Raw genomic sequence first — 16,555 nt, forward strand, 5'->3', positions numbered from 1 at the left:
ATGGATTTCCGCAACGACCTGTTCCGCCTCGTCGAGCGTTATCGCGCCGAGGTCGCCGGCCCGCACGAGCATCTCGCCCTGCTGCGCTGGCAGATGACTGAGGACCACGCGCTCGACCGGCGCGACACTTTCCCAGGTCATCTCACCACCAGCGCCTTCGTGCTCTCGCCCGATCATGCGCAGGTCCTGCTGATCGACCATGTCGTGATCGGCCGCTGGCTCCAGCCCGGCGGCCATTGGGAGGAAGCCGAGCACTTCCATCTCTCGGCGGCGCGTGAGGCGATCGAGGAAACCGGCGTGCAGGACCTTGTCCTGCATCCCTGGCATCAGGGCGGCGACCTGCCCTTCACCATCGACAGCCATGACGTGCCCGGCAAGCCGTCGCGCGGCGAGCCGGCCCATATCCATCACGACCTGCAATATCTCTTCCTGGCCGATCCGATCCTGCCGCTCGCCGCCCAGATCGAGGAGGTCCATGCCGCCGCATGGAAGCCGATCGACGCACTGGCCGGGATCGCGCCGCGCGCGCTGGAGCGATTGTCGAAACTGCCGAAGCCCTGACTGTTGCGGCGCAACAACAGCGGGGCGGATTGCGGAAACGGCTATGGCTCTTTTATCGCGGCAGGGTCAGGCTCCCGACATGGTTCAGTTGAGGATGAAATAGTTATTGCAATTGATTTGCATTAGCGTATCAATCCGAGACCTCCCCGGAGCACACCTATGTCTTCGAAAGCCATCGCTCTCGCCCTGATCGCCGCTGCCCTCTCGGCCCCCGCCATCGCCGCCGACCTCTCGTCCCGCAAGGGCGCGCCCGTTGCACCGCCCCCCGTCGTCTCTGCCTGCACGGAAAGCGAGGGCATCCCGACCGACGCCTTCGGCTTCACCACCGGCTCGGATGTCGCCGATACCGGCTCCTTCGGGACCAGTTTGACCTATGGCGGCGGCTTCGGCACCCGCGGCGGCAGCTCGAACAGCCATGGCTTGACCCTGCAGGGCTCCTACGGCCTCTTCCCCTGCTTCGAGATCGGCCCCTACGTGCTCGGCAACATCACCAGCGCCTCGGCTGGCGGCGTCAGCGCCGACTCGCGCGCCTTCGGCGCCGGCGTCGAGATGAAGTACAAGCTGCTCGGGCGCGACATGCACGGGCTCGGCCTGACTCTGGTCATCGACCCCAGCCTGAACCGCACCGATCCGGACGGCGCCGGCCGCTTCACCACCTACAATACCGGCATCCGCATCTTCGCCGACAAGACGCTGATCCCGAATACGCTCTATGCCGCAATGAACGTGTCGCATGACCTGACCTGGACCGGCCCCTCGCCCTATCAGCGCTCCTCCACCTTCACGGTCGGTGGCTCGCTCGCCTGGCAGGTGCAGGAAGGCCTCTATCTCAGCGGCGAAGTGCGCCATATGCGTGCCCATAACGAGCTCGGCTTCGGCAACGAGGCGGGCTACGCCACCTTCGTTGGCCCCGGCGTGTTCTGGCAGGCGACGAAGCAGCTCGCCCTGTCCGCCGCTTACAACATCCAGGTCTCCGGCAAGGCCAAGGGCGAGGCTGGCAATCTCGACCTCACCAATTTCAGCCAGCATCTCGTCAAGGTGAAGCTCGGCTACAGTTTCTGACCCTCTCCTGACGACACATCGATGAAAGAGCGGCAGCGGCGACGCTGCCGCTCTCTGCGTTTCAGCGCGCCTTGCGCGTTGACATACTCCCCCTCAGTACCATAGCGTCGCGGCAACCGGAGCCTCGGTGCCCATGCCTCACACGCCCGAAGAGAAGAAGCGCGCCGTCACGCGGCTGCGCCGGATCAGGGGCCAGACCGACGCCCTGATCGCCGCCGTCGAACGCGGCGAGGAGTGCGGTGCTCTGCTCCAGCAGCTCGCGGCCCTGCGCGGCGCCGCGACCGGGCTGATGGCCGAAGTGCTGGAAAGCCATCTGCGCGAGACCATGACCCGACCGTCCGAGGCAGCGCCGGCAGAGGACAACGACGAGATCGCCGCGATCATGCGGGTCATCCGCCCCTATCTGAAATGAACGCTCGAAAAGAAGGAAACACCCGATGAAGACCCGCGCCGCCGTCGCCTGGGAAGCCGGCAAGCCCCTCACCATCGAGACCATCGAGATCGGCGGCCCCAAGGCCGGCGAGGTCCTGGTCGAGGTCATGGCGACCGGCATTTGCCACACCGATGCCTACACGCTCTCGGGGCTGGATTCGGAGGGCAAATTTCCCGCGATCCTCGGCCATGAGGGGGCGGGTATCGTGCGCGAGGTCGGCGCCGGCGTGACCTCACTGAAGCCCGGCGACCATGTCATCCCGCTCTACACGCCGGAATGCCGCAGCTGCAAATCCTGCCTGTCGCGCCGGACCAATCTCTGCACCTCGATCCGCGCCACCCAGGGCCAGGGCGTCATGCCGGACGGCACCTCGCGCTTCTCCTGCGACGGCGGCGAAGTGTTCCATTACATGGGCTGCTCGACCTTCGCGAACTTCACGGTGCTGCCCGAGATCGCGCTCGCCAAGGTCCGCGAGGACGCTCCCTTCGACAAGATCTGCTATATCGGCTGCGGCGTGACCACCGGCATCGGCGCGGTGATCTATACGGCCAAGGTCTGGCCGGGCGCCAATGTCGTGGTCTTCGGCCTCGGCGGCATCGGCCTCAACGTCATCCAGGGCGCCCGCATGGTCGGCGCCGACAAGATCATCGGCGTCGACATCAATCCGGCCAAGCAGGAGATGGCGCGCAAGTTCGGCATGACCGACTTCATCAACCCGAGCGAGATCGGCAACGACAAGGTCGTGCAGGCCATCGTCGACCTCACGGGTGGCGGTGCCGACTTCTCCTTCGACGCGACCGGCAACACCAATGTCATGCGCCAGGCACTGGAGTGCTGCCATCGCGGCTGGGGCGAGTCGATCGTCATCGGCGTCGCCGAGGCCGGCAAGGAAATCGCGACGCGCCCGTTCCAGCTCGTCACCGGCCGCGTCTGGAAGGGCACGGCCTTCGGCGGCGCGCGCGGGCGCACCGACGTGCCGAAGATCGTCGACTGGTACATGGAGGGCAAGATCAACATCGACGACCTGATCACCCACAAGCTCTCGCTCGACGAGATCAATACCGGCTTCGACCTGATGCATGAGGGCAAGTCGATCCGCAGCGTGGTCGTCTACTGAGCGGCCGTTCCACTGCCTCATTCGGCAGGCACTGAAGCACCACCTCTGTCATTCCGGGGCAGCGCAACGCGCTGAACCCGGAACCCACGACCGGGTACGACGCTTGAATAAGCCGACCGGGCAAAGGCTCACCCGGTCGTGGGTTCCGGGTTCGGCCTCTGGCCACCCCGGAATGACAAGCGTTATGCCAAGACTTTGAAGGACCCGCCCCATGGAACTGCTCTCCTCCTCCAAGGCCTTCGGCGGCTCGCAGCGCGTCTACCGGCATGACAGCGCGGCCTGCGCCTGCCCGATGACCTTCGCGATCTATCTGCCGCATCAGATCGAGGACGGGCCGGTTCCGCTGCTCTGGTATCTCTCGGGGCTGACCTGCACGCACCAGAACGTCATGGACAAGGGCGAGTATCGTGCCGCGGCAGCAGCCAACGGCATCGCCATCATCTGCCCCGATACGAGCCCGCGCGGCGAGGGCGTGCCGGACGAGCCGGAGAACTGGCAGTTCGGCGGCGGCGCCGGCTTCTATCTCGATGCGACGCAAGAGCCCTATGCGAAGAACTACCGCATGGAGACCTATATCCGCGACGAATTGCCGGAGCTGATCAGCCGGCATTTCCCGGTCGACATGAACCGGCAAGGCATCTTCGGCCATTCCATGGGCGGCCATGGCGCGATCACGCTCGCGCTGAAGAACCCGGACCGCTACCGCTCCGTGTCCGCCTTCGCACCGATCACCCAGCCCTCGACCGCCGGCTGGTCGCGCCCCGCCTTCGAGAAATACCTGGGCCCGGATGAGACAAGCTGGCGCGCCTATGACTCGACCCTGCTGATCGCCGACGGCCACCGTGTCCGTGACCTGCTGATCGACCAGGGCACGGCCGACGGCTTCCTCGAGGAGGGTCTGCGCCCGCAATTGCTCGATATCGCCTGCGCCGCTGCCGGCATCCCGCTCCAGCTGACCATGCGCGACGGCTACGACCACTCCTACAACTTCATCTCGACCTTCATGGCCCAGCACATCGCCTGGCACGCGGAGCGCCTGACTGCATAAAGCTCCTGATGCGGGAACGGCCACCGTCCCGGCCGCGTTGAGAGCAGCACAGCCTCAACCGGCACCGGGGGATCGTTCCATGGCCAAGCGCCGCATGCCGCAGAGCGACCGCTCACTGTTCACCCGCCTGTCGCAAGCCGTCTCGCATTGGGCTGGACGGCCGCAGACCTTCATCGGCGCGGCAGGGCTCATCGTGCTCTGGGCGCTCTCCGGCCCCTTCTTCGGCTATAACGACACCTGGCAATTGGTGGTGAACACCTCGACGACCATCGTCACCTTCCTGATGGTCTTCATCATCCAGAACAGCCAGAACCGCGACACCGCGGCGATGCAGATCAAGCTCGACGAACTGATCTGCCGACTGGAAGGCGCCCGCGAGGAATTGCTCGATCTCGAAGAGCTCGACGAGGACAAGCTCGAAGCCATCCGCAACGAATTCGAGGCGATGGCGGCCAGGGCCCGCAAGGGCGCCGGCGCGGCAGCAGGCGACAAGCCATCAGCTTAGAAGAGCGCTCTGCCGCCCTCTTCCCGCCGCTGGAGATGTCTGCTTCAGCCGTCGTTCAGTCCCCGGTAAGGTTATCGCTTAAGGTTAAGTGTCATTTAAGAAATCACTGCCATGGTCCTTCCCGTTGGTAACACGCGCGGGCTGCGTTCTCTGCGCCGCGCAAACGTGAAGGACACTGCCATGGGCAGCCTGAAAACTCTCGCGCTGGCGGGCGGCTTGGCCCTCGGCGTCTCCGCCGCGGCGCAGGCCGCGGACCTCAACTACGCTCCGCCTCCCCCGCCCGAGCCGCTCGGCCTCAAGGGCACAATCTCCAGCGGCATCTACCTGCGCGGCGATATCGGTGTCGGCGTCCAGAGCGTTGGCAAATATCATCAGGACGACGTCGCGCAGTTCGGCGGCACCTTCTTCGGCAAGAGCGACAACGCCGTCTTCTTCGGCGGCGTCGGTGTCGGCTATCGCTTCAACAACTGGCTGCGTTTCGACGTCACCGGCGAATATCGCGGCGGCGGCTCGATCGGGGTGAACGACATCGTCTTCAACCCGTTCAACAACGGCAACCAGACCAACACCTACAAAGGTAACCTGACCTCGCTGGTCACCCTGTTCAACGGCTATTTCGACCTCGGCACTTGGAACTGCCTGACGCCCTATATCGGCGCCGGTATCGGCTTCTCGCAGAACCGCATCAGCGGGCTGACCGACCAGGGCGCCCTGCTCGGCAACTTCGTCGGCCCGACGCTGGGCTATGCCAATACCGGCAGCAAGACCGACCTCGCCTGGGCCCTGATGGCCGGCGTCGGCTACGAGGTGAACAAGAACCTCACCCTCGAAGTCGGCTACCGCTACCTGAACCTCGGCGACGCCCAGTCGGGCCGTCTGGTCAACGCCTTCACCGGGCAGATCCAGGCTCCGCTCAAGGCCAAGGACATCGAGAGCCACGATTTCCGCATCGGCATGCGCTGGAACTTCGGCGACCCGAACTGCTGCGGCACGCCGGAGCCGGTCGCCTACGCACCGCCGCCGGTGGTGCGCAAGTACTGATCCGAGATATCGGAGAAGAATACGAAACGGCGCGGGTGCTCCCGCGCCGTTTTGCTTTGTCAGCGCAGCAGCGACTGCCCGGTCATCTCGGCCGGCTGCGCCAGCTCCATCAGCGCAAGCAGCGTCGGCGAGATATCGGCGAGGCGCCCATCGGCAAGACCCTTGCCCTGCCCGCCGACCAGCATCAATGGCACCGGATTGGTGGTGTGGGCGGTATGCGGCTTGCCCGTGACCGGATCGACCATAAGCTCGGCATTGCCATGGTCAGCGGTGACCAGCAGCGCCCCACCCTGGCGTCCGATCGCATCGGCAATGGCGCCGAGCCCGGCATCGACCGTCTCGACCGCCTTGATCGCGGCCGCGAGCACGCCGGTATGGCCGACCATGTCGGGATTGGCGAAGTTGAGCACGACGAGATCGTAGCGCCCCGAATCGATCGCCTCGACCGCCTTGGCGGTGAGTTCCGGCGCCGACATCTCCGGCTGCAGGTCATAGGTCGCGACCTTGGGCGAAGGCGCCATCACCCGGTCCTCGCCCGGATAGGGCGTCTCCTCGCCGCCATTGAAGAAATAGGTGACATGCGGATATTTCTCTGTCTCGGCCATGCGGACTTGGGTCCGCCCGGCCTTGGCGACCGTCTCGCCTAGCCCATTCGCCAGTGTCTGGGCTGCGAACAGCATCGGCATGACCTTGTCGAGCTCCGCGCTGTAGGAGGTCATGCTGACCGCCTTGACCAGCAGCGGCCGGCGCGGCCGGGCGAAGCCGGCGAAGTCCGGCTCCAGCACGGCGGCGAGGATCTCGCGGATACGGTCCGAGCGGAAATTGAAGCTGAGCAACCCGTCGCCATCCTTCATCCCGGCATAGGCGCCGATCGCGGCCGGCAGGATGAACTCGTCGGTGACATTCTGCGCATAGGCTGCAGCGATCGCAGCCTGCGCATCCGGGAAGCGCTCGCCCTCGCCCAGCACCATCGCGCGCCAGGCCTTCTCGACCCGCTCCCAGCGATTGTCGCGGTCCATCGCGTAATAGCGGCCGGAGACGCTGGCGATGGTCGCCCCGACAGGCAGCGCCGCGGCGAAGGCCTTCACATACTCGGCCGCCGATTGCGGCGGCGTATCGCGCCCATCGGTGAAGACATGGACATGCACCTGCACGCCCTGCGCGGTCAGGATGCGGGCAAGTGCCACCGCATGGTCCTGATGGGCATGGACGCCACCCGGCGAGACGAGGCCGAGCAGATGGCAGGCGCCGCCGCTAGCCTTCAGTCCCGCGACGAGGCCGGTCGCCTCCAGGGCTTTGGCGATCGAGCCGTCGGCGATCGCCTGGTTGATGCGCGGCAGGTCCTGCATCACCACGCGGCCGGCGCCGAGATTGAGATGGCCGACCTCGGAATTGCCCATCTGCCCCGGCGGCAACCCGACATCGAGCCCGGAGGTGTGCAGGAAGGCATGCGGGTTCGCCGCCCAGAGCCGGTCGAAATTGGGGGTGTTCGCCAGCCGGATCGCGTTATTCTCGCTCTCCTCACGCCAGCCCCAGCCATCGAGGATCATCAGCATCACGGGGCGAGGCGGCATCGGCTTGACCTGTCGGCAATGGTGAAAACTGCTTGTGCGGATACCACGCGCCACGCCGCCGATGCGAGTGTTAAGAGTCGACTCTGGAATTGGAGCCCTCATCCTGAGGAGCGCCGCAGGCGCGTCTCGAAGGATGCTCCAGGAGGCTCCGGAACCATCTGGAGCATCCTTCGAGACGCCGCTATCGCGGCTCCTCAGGATGAGAGCTGAGTTTGCGACGCAGCCGCAACGGAGGATGCCGATGTCGATCAAGGCGCTGGTTTTCGATGCCTATGGCACGCTCTTCGACGTCCAGTCGGTCGCCGCCGTCACCGACGCCGCCTTTCCCGGCCATGGCGCGACGATCACCCAGATCTGGCGGCTGAAACAGCTCGAATACACCTGGCTGCGCGCCCTGATGGATCGCTACGAGGACTTCTGGACGGTCACCCGCGACTCCCTCGATTTCACACTGCGGACGCTCGGCCTCGCCTCCTCTCCCGAACTCGTCGCCAGGATCGCGGCCGCCTATGACGCGCTGCTGCTCTATCCCGAGGCACGCGCCGCGCTCGAAGGCCTCGCCTCCCACCGCCTCGCCATCTTCTCGAATGGCAGCCCGGACATGCTGAAGCGGCTCGTCGCCCATGCGGGGATTACCGACCTCTTGGAGACCGTGATCAGCGTCGACGAGATCGGCGTCTACAAGCCCGATCCGCGCGGCTATGCCCATGTCGAGAAGCGGCTCGGCCTCGCCCGCGACGAGATACTCTTCGTCTCATCCAACGGCTTCGACATTGCCGGCGCCAAGGCGCATGGTTTCCATGTCGCCCGCATCGAGCGCGTGCCCGCCGGCCGGCTGCGCGGCGAGCTTGCCGCTGCCGCGACGATAGACCCGGCATTGATGTTCAAGGCGCTCAGGATGCAGCCGGAGCAGCTCGGTTTCCAGGCCGATGCGACCATTGCCGCGCTGACCGATCTCGTCTCCTATGTCGCCGGACTGAGACAGGCCTGACGCGCCTCGCGTGGAGACCCCGATGATCAAGCTCTACTACCACCCCTCGCCGAACCCGGCGAAGATCGCGCTCTTCCTGGAAGAAGCCGACCTGCCCTACGAGATGGTGCCGGTCGATACCCGCAAGGGCGACCAGTTCAAGCCGGAATTTCTCGCGATCAACCCCAATGCCAAGACGCCGGCCCTCACCGATGGCGACGTCACAATCTTCGATTCCAACGCGATCCTGCTCTATCTCGCCGAGAAGACCGGCCAGTTCCTGCCTGATGACACGCCGAAGGCCCGCGGCGAGATGCTGTCCTGGCTGATGTTCGTCGCGACCGGCATCGGCCCCTATTGCGGCCAGGCCGTGCATTTCAGCCGCTTCGCCCCGGAGAAGCTGCCCTATGCCATCAACCGCTATGCCCGCGAGGCCGAGCGGCACTGGGGCATCGTCAACGACCTGCTCGCAAGCCGCCGCTACATGCTGGGTGACCGCTACACGCTGGTCGACATGTCGATCTGGGGCTGGGCGACGCGGCTCTCCTTCGCCATCGGCGAGACCTGGCCGGAGATGTTCCCGCATGTGAAGCGTCATCTCGACGAGATCTCCGCCCGCCCCGCCGCGCAGCGCGCCGTCGCGCTGAAGGACCAGTTCGCCTTCAAGGCGGATTTCGACGCGGAAGCGCGGAAGTTCCTGTTCCCGCAGAACGCCCATCTCGCGAGCTGATCGCGACCCGGCACCGCCTGTGCATCATGCCTGCCCCGCCGGCGAAAGCGCTGGCGGTGGCGGGCTTTTCGGGCCAGTGTCCGCCCGGTTCCGTGCCTGGAAGGCGCGGGAGGGAATAGCCTCCGAGAGGACGAATGCCGACCGATATCGAGATCGCGCGCGTAGCCACGCTGCAGCCCATCGCCACGATCGCCGCAAAGGCGGGCATCCCCTCCGAGGCCCTGAATCCCTACGGCAAATACATCGCCAAGATCGATACCCACGCGATCCCCGGCTTCCAGGCGAAGCCGGACGGCAAGCTGATCCTCGTCACCGCGATTAGCCCGACGCCTGCCGGCGAAGGCAAGACCACGACGACAGTCGGCCTCGGCGACGGCCTCTCCCGCATCGGCAAGCGCGCGCTGATCGCTTTGCGCGAGCCCTCGCTCGGCCCGAGCTTCGGCATGAAGGGTGGCGCGGCCGGCGGCGGCTATGCGCAGGTCGTGCCGATGGAGCAGATCAACCTGCACTTCACCGGCGATTTCCACGCGATCACCAGCGCCCATAACCTGCTCGCGGCGATGATCGACAACCATGTCTACTGGGGCAACGCGCTCGGCCTCGACACCCGCCACATCGCCTGGCGGCGCGTCCTGGACATGAACGACCGGGCGCTGCGCCAGGTCGTCTCGTCACTGGGCGGCGCCAGCAACGGCTTCCCGCGCGAGGATGGCTTCGACATCACCGTCGCCTCCGAAATCATGGCGATCTTCTGCCTCGCCCGCGACGCCGCCGACCTGGAGGCGCGCCTCGGCCGCATCGTCATCGGCCGCACCCGCGACAAGCGCCTCGTCACCGCCGCCGAGATCAAGGCGACCGGCGCGATGAGCGTGCTGCTCAAGGACGCGCTGATGCCGAACCTCGTGCAGACGCTGGAGGGCACGCCGGCCTTCGTCCATGGCGGCCCCTTCGCCAATATCGCCCATGGCTGCAATTCCGTCATCGCGACCAAGGCCGCGCTGAAGCTCGCCGACTATGTCGTCACCGAGGCCGGCTTCGGGGCCGATCTCGGCGCCGAGAAGTTCTTCGACATCAAGTGCCGCAAGGCCGGGTTGAAGCCCGCCGCCGCCGTGGTCGTCGCCACCGTCCGCGCGCTCAAGATGCATGGCGGCCTCGCCAAGGACGCGCTCGGCCGCGAGGACCTGAAGGCGCTGGAGGCAGGGCTCTCGAACCTGACCCGCCATGTCAACAATATCAGGAAGTTCGGCGTGCCGCCGGTCGTCGCGATCAACCATTTCACGACGGATACCGCAGCCGAGCATGAGCTGATCCGCAACTACTGCCGCAACCACCTCGGCGTCGAGGCGATGATCTGCCGGCACTGGGCGGAAGGCGGCGCCGGCGCCGAGGAACTCGCCCGCAAGGTTGCGGCGCTCGCCGACGAGGGCGAGGCCGATTTCGCTCCGCTCTACCCCGATGCGATGCCGCTTCGGAAGAAGCTGGAGACGGTGGCGCGCGAGATCTACGGCGCCGAGGGCGTCAGCGTCGATGCCAAGCTGCAGGCGCGTTTCGCCGAGCTGGAGGAGGCGGGCTTCGGCGACCTTCCGGTCTGCGTCGCCAAGACCCAGTATTCCTTCTCGGCCGACCCGACGCTCCGCGGCGCCCCCTCCGGCCACATCGTCCCGCTGCGTGAGCTCAGGCTCTCTGCCGGCGCCGGCTTCGTCGTCGCGATCTGCGGGGACATCATGACCATGCCCGGCCTGCCGCGTGAGCCCGCCGCCGAGCGCATCCATATCGACGCGCAAGGACGCATCGAAGGACTGTTCTGAAGGCCGTCATTGTTCTGAAGGGCGTCTTCCCGTGCGCGCTGCAGCGTGAAACGCTGCCGCGCAGACACGGGACCGTCTCCCGGAAAAGGCGCCCTTCCTTCACGCGGTCCCGTGTCTGCGCAGCGGCACTTCGCGCCGCAGCGCGCACGGGATGACAGCTCTGCCTCAGGCGGAATACCGCTCATCCTTCAACGGGTTTCTTAAAGCTTACGCAACGGATCGGCCCCTACCTTGCGCCATCCCGCAAGGAAGCCGACCCGATGAGCCAGGCCGAAACCGGTCTGCCCCGCACACATAGCCTGAAGGCCCGGGTCATGGGCTGGACGCTCGCCATCCTGGTGGCGATCGCGATTCCGGCTGGCGCGGCCTTCCTGTGGATCGTCGACGCGACCGTGGTGAAGCTCGGCACGCTCGTCGCCGAGAAGCAGATCCTGTTCGATCGCTATCGCGGGCTGGAAGCCCTGATGCGTGAGGTCTCGCTGGCCGAGACCGTCGCCCGCGCCCCCGCCATCGTCGACTGGGCCGAGAACGAAGCCGATCCGGATAAGGCCGAGCGCGGCCTAGCCGAGCTGGAGCATTACCGCCAGTCCTTCCGGGACCGCAGCTATTTCACTGTGCTCGCCGGCTCGGGCAACTATTATTTCAACGACAAGGACAACAGCTACGAGCACGCGCGCAAGCGCTATACGCTCTCGGCTGCGAACCCGCGCGACGGCTGGTACTACAAGACGGCGGCGCTCGGCACAGGCTGCCACCTGAACGTCGACAACGACGACAATCTCCGCGTCACCAAGGTCTGGATCAACTGCATTATCCGCAAGGATGGCCGCGTGCTGGGCATCATCGGCACCGGTCTCGACCTGACGCAGTTCATCCGCGAGGTCGTCGATATCCCGCAGACCGGCGTGCAGAGCATGTTCGTCGATCGCAGCGGCGCCGTGCAGGCCCATCGCGACGCCAGCCTCGTCGACTTCCACAGCCTGACCAAGGACATCTCGTCCAAGAAGACGATCTACCAGATCATCGACAACGACCCGGACCGCAGCCTGCTCGGCCAGATGATCGCCCGCGTCGGGGCCGGCGACGACCTCGTGCAGTCGCGCTTCATGAACGTCGATGGCAAGCGCGTGCTCGTCGGCGTCGGTTATCTCGACCGCCTCGGCTGGTTCAACGTCACGGTGATGGATATCGACCGCATCATCGACCGCAGCCTGTTCCTGCCGCTCGGCCTGCTCTTCGGCGCGGTCCTGCTGGCGGCAGCGGCCCTGATGACGCTGCTGTTCAAGCGCGCGGTGCTCGACCGGCTTGCCCGCGTCGAGCATGCCGCCAGCCATGTCCGCGCCCGCGAGTTTCGCGCCGTCGCGATCGATGCCGGGCGCGACGAGATCGGACGGCTATCGCAGGCCTTCGGCACGATGGCGCGCAGCGTCGAGGAGAACACCGCCCGTCTCGAGGAGGCCGTGCGCGAGCGCACCGAGCAGCTTGAGCGCCTCGCCCACGCCGATCCACTGACCGGCGTCTTCAATCGCCGCGGTTTTGAGCGCGCCTTCGCGAAGAGCCGCAGCCGCGCCGGGCGCACCGGCCATCAGGCCGGCCTGCTGCTGGTCGATCTAGACAATCTCAAGCCGCTCAACGACCGCCATGGCCACCAGAGCGGCGACGAGGTCATCGCCGAGCTCGCCCGGCGCATGACGGCGCTGCTGCGCGACCGCGACATCTGCGCCCGCTGGGGCGGCGACGAGTTCATCCTGCTGCTCGACAACGTCGACCGCGACGGAGTGTCGAGCATCGCCGCCGCGATCGTGGCCGCCGCCGCGGAGCGCCCCGTTGCCCTGAGCAGCGGCGCGACCGTCCTGGTCACCACCAGCATCGGCGCGACCCTGCTGGAACCTTCCGACACGCTGAGCGAAGCCACGCGCCGCGCCGACGAGGCGCTCTATGTCGCCAAGCGCAACGGTCGCAACGGCTTCGCCATCAGCCCGCCAGAGGAGCTTCCGTTGCGCCGGCGCAGCAACGGCTGAAGCCGGTCATCCCGTGCGCGCTGCGGCATGGAATGCCGCTGCGCAGACACGGGACCGTCCTCAGAAAGAGGGGCCTTCTCGTCCTACGGTCCCGTGTCTGCACCGCGGCACTTCGCGCCGCAATGCGCACGGGATGACACGCTTCAAGCGAAGTCGAGCTGGACCTTGATCGCCTTCGACTTGTCGGCGGCGAGATCGAAGGCCTCGACCGCCCGGTCGACCGGGATCGACGCCGTGAGCAAAGGCGAGAGGTCGATCGAACCCGAGCCGATCATCGCCACCGCCCAGTCGAACTCCTCGTGGAAGCGGAAGGAGCCGCGCAGGTCGAATTCCTTGGCGACGACGACATTCATCGGCAGCGTGAACTGGCCGCCGACACCGATCTGGACGATGATCCCGCCCGGCCGAACCACGTCGAAGGCGCCGGTCAGCGCATGCTGATTGCCGGAGGCCTCGAACATCACGTCGAAGGCCCCCTTCTCCGCACCGTACTCGGCCTTCAGCCGCTCCGGCTCCGCCGCAACATTGACCGTCGCGGTCGCGCCCATCTTGCGTGCCACCGGCAAGGGCCCATCGACCACGTCGGTCGCGACGATCTCGGAAGCGCCGGCAGCCTTGGCCGCAAGGATGGTCAGCGCGCCGATAGGCCCCGCCCCCGTCACCAGCACGCGCTTGCCGAGCAGCGGCCCGGCGCGCTTGGCGGCATGGAGGCAGACCGAGAGCGGCTCGGCGAAGGCGGCCTCGGCCGCCGTGACACCAGGCGCCACCTTCACCGCCTGCCGCTCCTCGACCACGAGCACGTCGCGGAAGCCGCCCTGCACATGCGGGAAGCGCATCGCCGAGCCGTAGAACAGCATGTCGGTGCAGTGCTGCTGCAAACCCATCTGGCAATAGCGGCAATGGCCGCAGGCGCGGCTCGGGTTGACCGCGACGCGGTCACCCGGCTTCACGCGCGAGACCTCGCCGCCGATCGCCTCGACCCGGCCGGCGATCTCATGGCCGAGGATCATCGGCTCGCGCACGCGGATCGTGCCGAAGCCGCCATGCAGGTAGTAGTGCAGATCCGAGCCGCAGATGCCGCCGGCTTCGATCCGCACGCGCACGTCACGCGGCCCGAGCTCGGGCGCGGTGGTCGGTTCGACCCGCAGATCCTTCTCGGCATGAATCACGACGGCACGCATGGCACGCTCCCGAATTCGCCGCGCGATGGCGCGCGGCACCATTGTCTAATCGATTGAAACCTGCTTACCCAAGACAGCGCCCCCGGCGCAAACCGAAATCGCCGCATTCGGCATTTTGCGAGGATATGCCATGTCGCTGTCGCTGTTCAGTCTCGCCGGCAAGATCGCGCTCGTCACCGGCTCGGGCCAGGGCATCGGCCTCGCGCTGGCTGAAGGGCTCTCGGATGCCGGTGCCCATGTCGTGCTGAACGGCCGCGACAAGGCGAAGCTGGAGCGGGCGCAGCAGGCGCTGGCCGCGGCCGGTCGCAAGGCCTCCATCGCGCCCTTCGACGTCACCGACCACACGGCGGTCGAAGCCGGTGTCGCCATGATCGAGGCCGAGATCGGCCCGATCGATATCCTCATCAACAATGCCGGCATGCAGAAGCGCGCGCCGATCACCGAATTCCCCATCGAGGGCTGGCATGATGTGATCAACACCAACCTGCATTCGGTGTTCTATGTCACCCAGGCCGTGACCAAGCGCATGGTGCCGCGCAAGCGCGGCAAGATCATCAGCATCGGCTCGGTGATGAGCGAGCTCGGCCGCGCTACGATCATCCCCTATACGGCGTCGAAGGGCGCGGTGAAGATGATGACGCGGGGTCTCGCGGCCGAGCTCGGCAAGCACAACATCCAGGCCAATGCGATCGGTCCCGGCTATTTCGCGACCGAGATCAACGCTGCACTGATCGCCGACGAGACTTTTTCGAGCTGGGTCTGCAACCGCACGCCGGCCGGACGCTGGGGCGAGACGAAGGAGTTGGCCGGCGCCGCGATCTTCCTGTCTTCGGCAGCGAGCGATTACGTCAACGGCCACCTGCTGATGGTCGATGGCGGCCTGACCTCCGTGGTGTGAGGTCAAGCCGTCATTCTCGGGCGCAGCGAAGCGCGGACCCGAGAATCTCGTGACGAGAAAGCGCCGGAGCCTCCTCTGGCAAGAGATGCTCGGGTCAAGCCCGAGCATGACGCCCCTGATCAGGCCGCGGCCTTCGTTACCGCCTCGACGACATCGTCGACCGCGCGCTCGACCAGGTCGCGGTCGTCGCCCTCGGCCATGACGCGGATCACCGGCTCGGTGCCGGAGGGACGGATGACCAGGCGGCCGCTCTCGCCGAGAAACTGCCTGGCGGCCTCGATCGCGCTCACGACCGGCTTCTCCTCCAGCGGGCGTCCCTTCTTGTAGCGGACGTTCTTGAGGATCTGCGGCAGCGGCTCGAAGCAATGGCAGACCTCGGAGACCGGCTTGTCCATCCGCTTGACCACGGCGAGCAATTGCAGCGCCGCGACGAGTCCGTCGCCGGTCGTGCCGAAATCCGAGAGGATGATATGGCCGGATTGCTCGCCGCCCAGATTGAAGCCGTGGTTGCGCATGTGCTCCAGCACATAGCGGTCTCCGACAGCCGTGCGCGCCAGCGTGAGGCCGAGGCCCGCGAGGTAACGCTCCAGGCCGAGGTTGGACATGATCGTCGCGACGATGCCCGGCGCCGAGAGCCGGCCATCCTCCAGCCAGGAGCGCGCGATCACCGCCATCAATTGGTCGCCGTCGACGACCTGGCCCTGCTCGTCGACCACCAGCACGCGATCGGCGTCGCCGTCGAGCGCGATGCCGACATCGGCGCGCAATTCCCTGACCTTCGCCACCAGCGTCGCCGGATGGGTCGAGCCGACATCGCGGTTGATGTTGAAGCCGTCGGGCTCGTCGCCGATGACGATGACCTCGGCGCCAAGCTCCCAGAGCGCCTGCGGCGCCACCTTGTAGCCGGCACCGTTGGCGCAATCCAGCACGATGCGCAGGCCTTCGAGGCTCATGTTGCGCGGCATGGTGCGCTTGGCGAACTCGACATAGCGCGCATCGGCGCTGTCGATTCGCTTGGCCCGGCCGAGCTTGGGCGACCCCGACAGGCGGGAGGTCAGATCGCCGTCGATCAGCCCCTCGATCTCGCGCTCGACCTCGTCGTTGAGCTTGTAGCCGTCGGGGCCGAACAGCTTGATGCCGTTATCCTCGTAGGCGTTGTGCGAGGCCGAGATCATCACGCCGAGATCGGCGCGCATCGAACGCGTCAGCATCGCGACCGCCGGGGTCGGCATCGGGCCGAGCAGCATCACGTCCATGCCGACCGAGGTGAAGCCCGCGACCATCGCGTATTCGATCATGTAGCCGGAGAGGCGGGTATCCTTGCCGATCACCACCCGGTGGCGATGCTCGCCGCGGCGGAAGGCGATACCCGTGGCCTGGCCGACCTTCAGGGCGAGATCCGGCGTGATGACGCCGTTCGCTCGCCCGCGAATGCCGTCCGTTCCAAAATATTTGCGCGTCATCGTGATTCGGTTCCCAGCGGCGGCTCGCGCCCGGTTTTGGCCGTTCTATAGCCAAAAAACCTTTCCGCCTCGTCACAAATTGTGACGGAGCGTGACATCGCATTCGAGCGAACGAAAAAGGGCGGCCTCACGGCCGCCCTTTC

The 16,555-nt window shown here is 66.3% G+C and carries 15 protein-coding genes; 12 read left to right on the forward strand and 3 right to left on the reverse strand.

Annotation, left to right across the window (positions count from 1 at the left end; all coding sequences use genetic code 11):
• From AC3WMA_RS08555 to AC3WMA_RS08585, 7 genes are all read left to right on the forward strand, one after another.
• Positions 1–561 carry an NUDIX hydrolase gene (locus AC3WMA_RS08555; protein ID WP_492284972.1) on the forward strand — a complete coding sequence of 187 codons (561 nt, stop codon included), beginning with the start codon at positions 1–3 and terminating at the stop codon, positions 559–561.
• A gap of 159 nt (positions 562–720) precedes the next feature.
• Entirely contained in the window at positions 721–1,623 is a 903-nt protein-coding gene (locus AC3WMA_RS08560) for a DUF6662 family protein (protein WP_492284973.1), read from the forward strand.
• Between the two features lie 133 nt (positions 1,624–1,756).
• Positions 1,757–2,035 (forward strand): metal/formaldehyde-sensitive transcriptional repressor, encoded by a 279-nt coding sequence (locus AC3WMA_RS08565; protein ID WP_492284974.1) that lies wholly within the window; start codon positions 1,757–1,759, stop codon positions 2,033–2,035.
• 25 nt (positions 2,036–2,060) lie between these two features.
• Positions 2,061–3,173 (forward strand): S-(hydroxymethyl)glutathione dehydrogenase/class III alcohol dehydrogenase, encoded by a 1,113-nt coding sequence (locus tag AC3WMA_RS08570; protein ID WP_492284975.1) that lies wholly within the window; start codon positions 2,061–2,063, stop codon positions 3,171–3,173.
• Positions 3,174–3,384: 211 nt separating this feature from the next.
• On the forward strand, positions 3,385–4,221 hold the full coding sequence (gene fghA, locus AC3WMA_RS08575; RefSeq protein WP_492284976.1) for an S-formylglutathione hydrolase: 837 nt from the start codon (positions 3,385–3,387) through the stop codon (positions 4,219–4,221).
• A 79-nt stretch (positions 4,222–4,300) separates the two neighbouring features.
• Complete coding sequence (locus AC3WMA_RS08580; RefSeq protein ID WP_492284977.1) at positions 4,301–4,726, forward strand: low affinity iron permease family protein; 426 nt, start codon at positions 4,301–4,303, stop codon at positions 4,724–4,726.
• 180 nt (positions 4,727–4,906) lie between these two features.
• Positions 4,907–5,767 (forward strand): outer membrane protein, encoded by an 861-nt coding sequence (locus AC3WMA_RS08585; RefSeq protein ID WP_492284978.1) that lies wholly within the window; start codon positions 4,907–4,909, stop codon positions 5,765–5,767.
• Between the two features lie 59 nt (positions 5,768–5,826).
• Here AC3WMA_RS08585 and gpmI read toward each other — a convergent pair whose 3' ends face one another.
• Entirely contained in the window at positions 5,827–7,341 is a 1,515-nt protein-coding gene (gene gpmI, locus AC3WMA_RS08590; protein ID WP_492284979.1) for a 2,3-bisphosphoglycerate-independent phosphoglycerate mutase, read from the reverse strand.
• A gap of 241 nt (positions 7,342–7,582) precedes the next feature.
• Between gpmI and AC3WMA_RS08595 the strand changes: the two genes are divergently transcribed.
• The 4 genes from AC3WMA_RS08595 to AC3WMA_RS08610 all read left to right on the forward strand — a co-directional run bounded on the left by AC3WMA_RS08595 (position 7,583) and on the right by AC3WMA_RS08610 (position 12,870).
• Positions 7,583–8,332, forward strand: coding sequence for a haloacid dehalogenase type II (locus tag AC3WMA_RS08595; protein WP_492284980.1), 750 nt, complete (start codon positions 7,583–7,585; stop codon positions 8,330–8,332).
• Between the two features lie 22 nt (positions 8,333–8,354).
• A complete protein-coding gene (locus tag AC3WMA_RS08600; RefSeq protein WP_492284981.1) occupies positions 8,355–9,041 on the forward strand; it encodes a glutathione S-transferase family protein in 687 nt (228 codons plus the stop codon).
• Between the two features lie 134 nt (positions 9,042–9,175).
• Positions 9,176–10,849 (forward strand): formate--tetrahydrofolate ligase, encoded by a 1,674-nt coding sequence (locus tag AC3WMA_RS08605; protein WP_492284982.1) that lies wholly within the window; start codon positions 9,176–9,178, stop codon positions 10,847–10,849.
• A 260-nt stretch (positions 10,850–11,109) separates the two neighbouring features.
• A complete protein-coding gene (locus tag AC3WMA_RS08610; protein WP_492284983.1) occupies positions 11,110–12,870 on the forward strand; it encodes a sensor domain-containing diguanylate cyclase in 1,761 nt (586 codons plus the stop codon).
• 143 nt (positions 12,871–13,013) lie between these two features.
• Here AC3WMA_RS08610 and AC3WMA_RS08615 read toward each other — a convergent pair whose 3' ends face one another.
• Positions 13,014–14,051: an L-idonate 5-dehydrogenase gene (locus tag AC3WMA_RS08615; RefSeq protein ID WP_492284984.1), complete on the reverse strand. Its 1,038-nt coding sequence runs from the start codon at positions 14,049–14,051 to the stop codon at positions 13,014–13,016.
• 130 nt (positions 14,052–14,181) lie between these two features.
• Here AC3WMA_RS08615 and AC3WMA_RS08620 point away from each other — a divergent pair, with 130 nt between their 5' ends.
• Positions 14,182–14,949, forward strand: a complete 768-nt coding sequence (locus AC3WMA_RS08620) for an SDR family NAD(P)-dependent oxidoreductase (RefSeq protein ID WP_492284985.1) — start codon at positions 14,182–14,184, stop codon at positions 14,947–14,949.
• Between the two features lie 119 nt (positions 14,950–15,068).
• Here the strand turns inward: AC3WMA_RS08620 and glmM are convergent, their stop codons facing one another.
• Positions 15,069–16,412 carry a phosphoglucosamine mutase gene (gene glmM, locus AC3WMA_RS08625; RefSeq protein WP_492284986.1) on the reverse strand — a complete coding sequence of 448 codons (1,344 nt, stop codon included), beginning with the start codon at positions 16,410–16,412 and terminating at the stop codon, positions 15,069–15,071.
• Positions 16,413–16,555 lie beyond the last annotated feature (143 nt).

It is taken from the genome of Allobosea sp. FW305-C-101 (genome assembly GCF_058783685.1).

Coding starts and splice junctions, on each gene's coding strand:
- AC3WMA_RS08555 (WP_492284972.1), top strand. CDS start 1: ATGGATTTCCGCAACGACCTGTTCCGCCTCGTCGAGCGTTATCGCGCC.
- AC3WMA_RS08560 (WP_492284973.1), top strand. CDS start 721: ATGTCTTCGAAAGCCATCGCTCTCGCCCTGATCGCCGCTGCCCTCTCG.
- AC3WMA_RS08565 (WP_492284974.1), top strand. CDS start 1,757: ATGCCTCACACGCCCGAAGAGAAGAAGCGCGCCGTCACGCGGCTGCGC.
- AC3WMA_RS08570 (WP_492284975.1), top strand. CDS start 2,061: ATGAAGACCCGCGCCGCCGTCGCCTGGGAAGCCGGCAAGCCCCTCACC.
- fghA (WP_492284976.1), top strand. CDS start 3,385: ATGGAACTGCTCTCCTCCTCCAAGGCCTTCGGCGGCTCGCAGCGCGTC.
- AC3WMA_RS08580 (WP_492284977.1), top strand. CDS start 4,301: ATGGCCAAGCGCCGCATGCCGCAGAGCGACCGCTCACTGTTCACCCGC.
- AC3WMA_RS08585 (WP_492284978.1), top strand. CDS start 4,907: ATGGGCAGCCTGAAAACTCTCGCGCTGGCGGGCGGCTTGGCCCTCGGC.
- gpmI (WP_492284979.1), bottom strand. CDS start 7,341: ATGCCGCCTCGCCCCGTGATGCTGATGATCCTCGATGGCTGGGGCTGG.
- AC3WMA_RS08595 (WP_492284980.1), top strand. CDS start 7,583: ATGTCGATCAAGGCGCTGGTTTTCGATGCCTATGGCACGCTCTTCGAC.
- AC3WMA_RS08600 (WP_492284981.1), top strand. CDS start 8,355: ATGATCAAGCTCTACTACCACCCCTCGCCGAACCCGGCGAAGATCGCG.
- AC3WMA_RS08605 (WP_492284982.1), top strand. CDS start 9,176: ATGCCGACCGATATCGAGATCGCGCGCGTAGCCACGCTGCAGCCCATC.
- AC3WMA_RS08610 (WP_492284983.1), top strand. CDS start 11,110: ATGAGCCAGGCCGAAACCGGTCTGCCCCGCACACATAGCCTGAAGGCC.
- AC3WMA_RS08615 (WP_492284984.1), bottom strand. CDS start 14,051: ATGCGTGCCGTCGTGATTCATGCCGAGAAGGATCTGCGGGTCGAACCG.
- AC3WMA_RS08620 (WP_492284985.1), top strand. CDS start 14,182: ATGTCGCTGTCGCTGTTCAGTCTCGCCGGCAAGATCGCGCTCGTCACC.
- glmM (WP_492284986.1), bottom strand. CDS start 16,412: ATGACGCGCAAATATTTTGGAACGGACGGCATTCGCGGGCGAGCGAAC.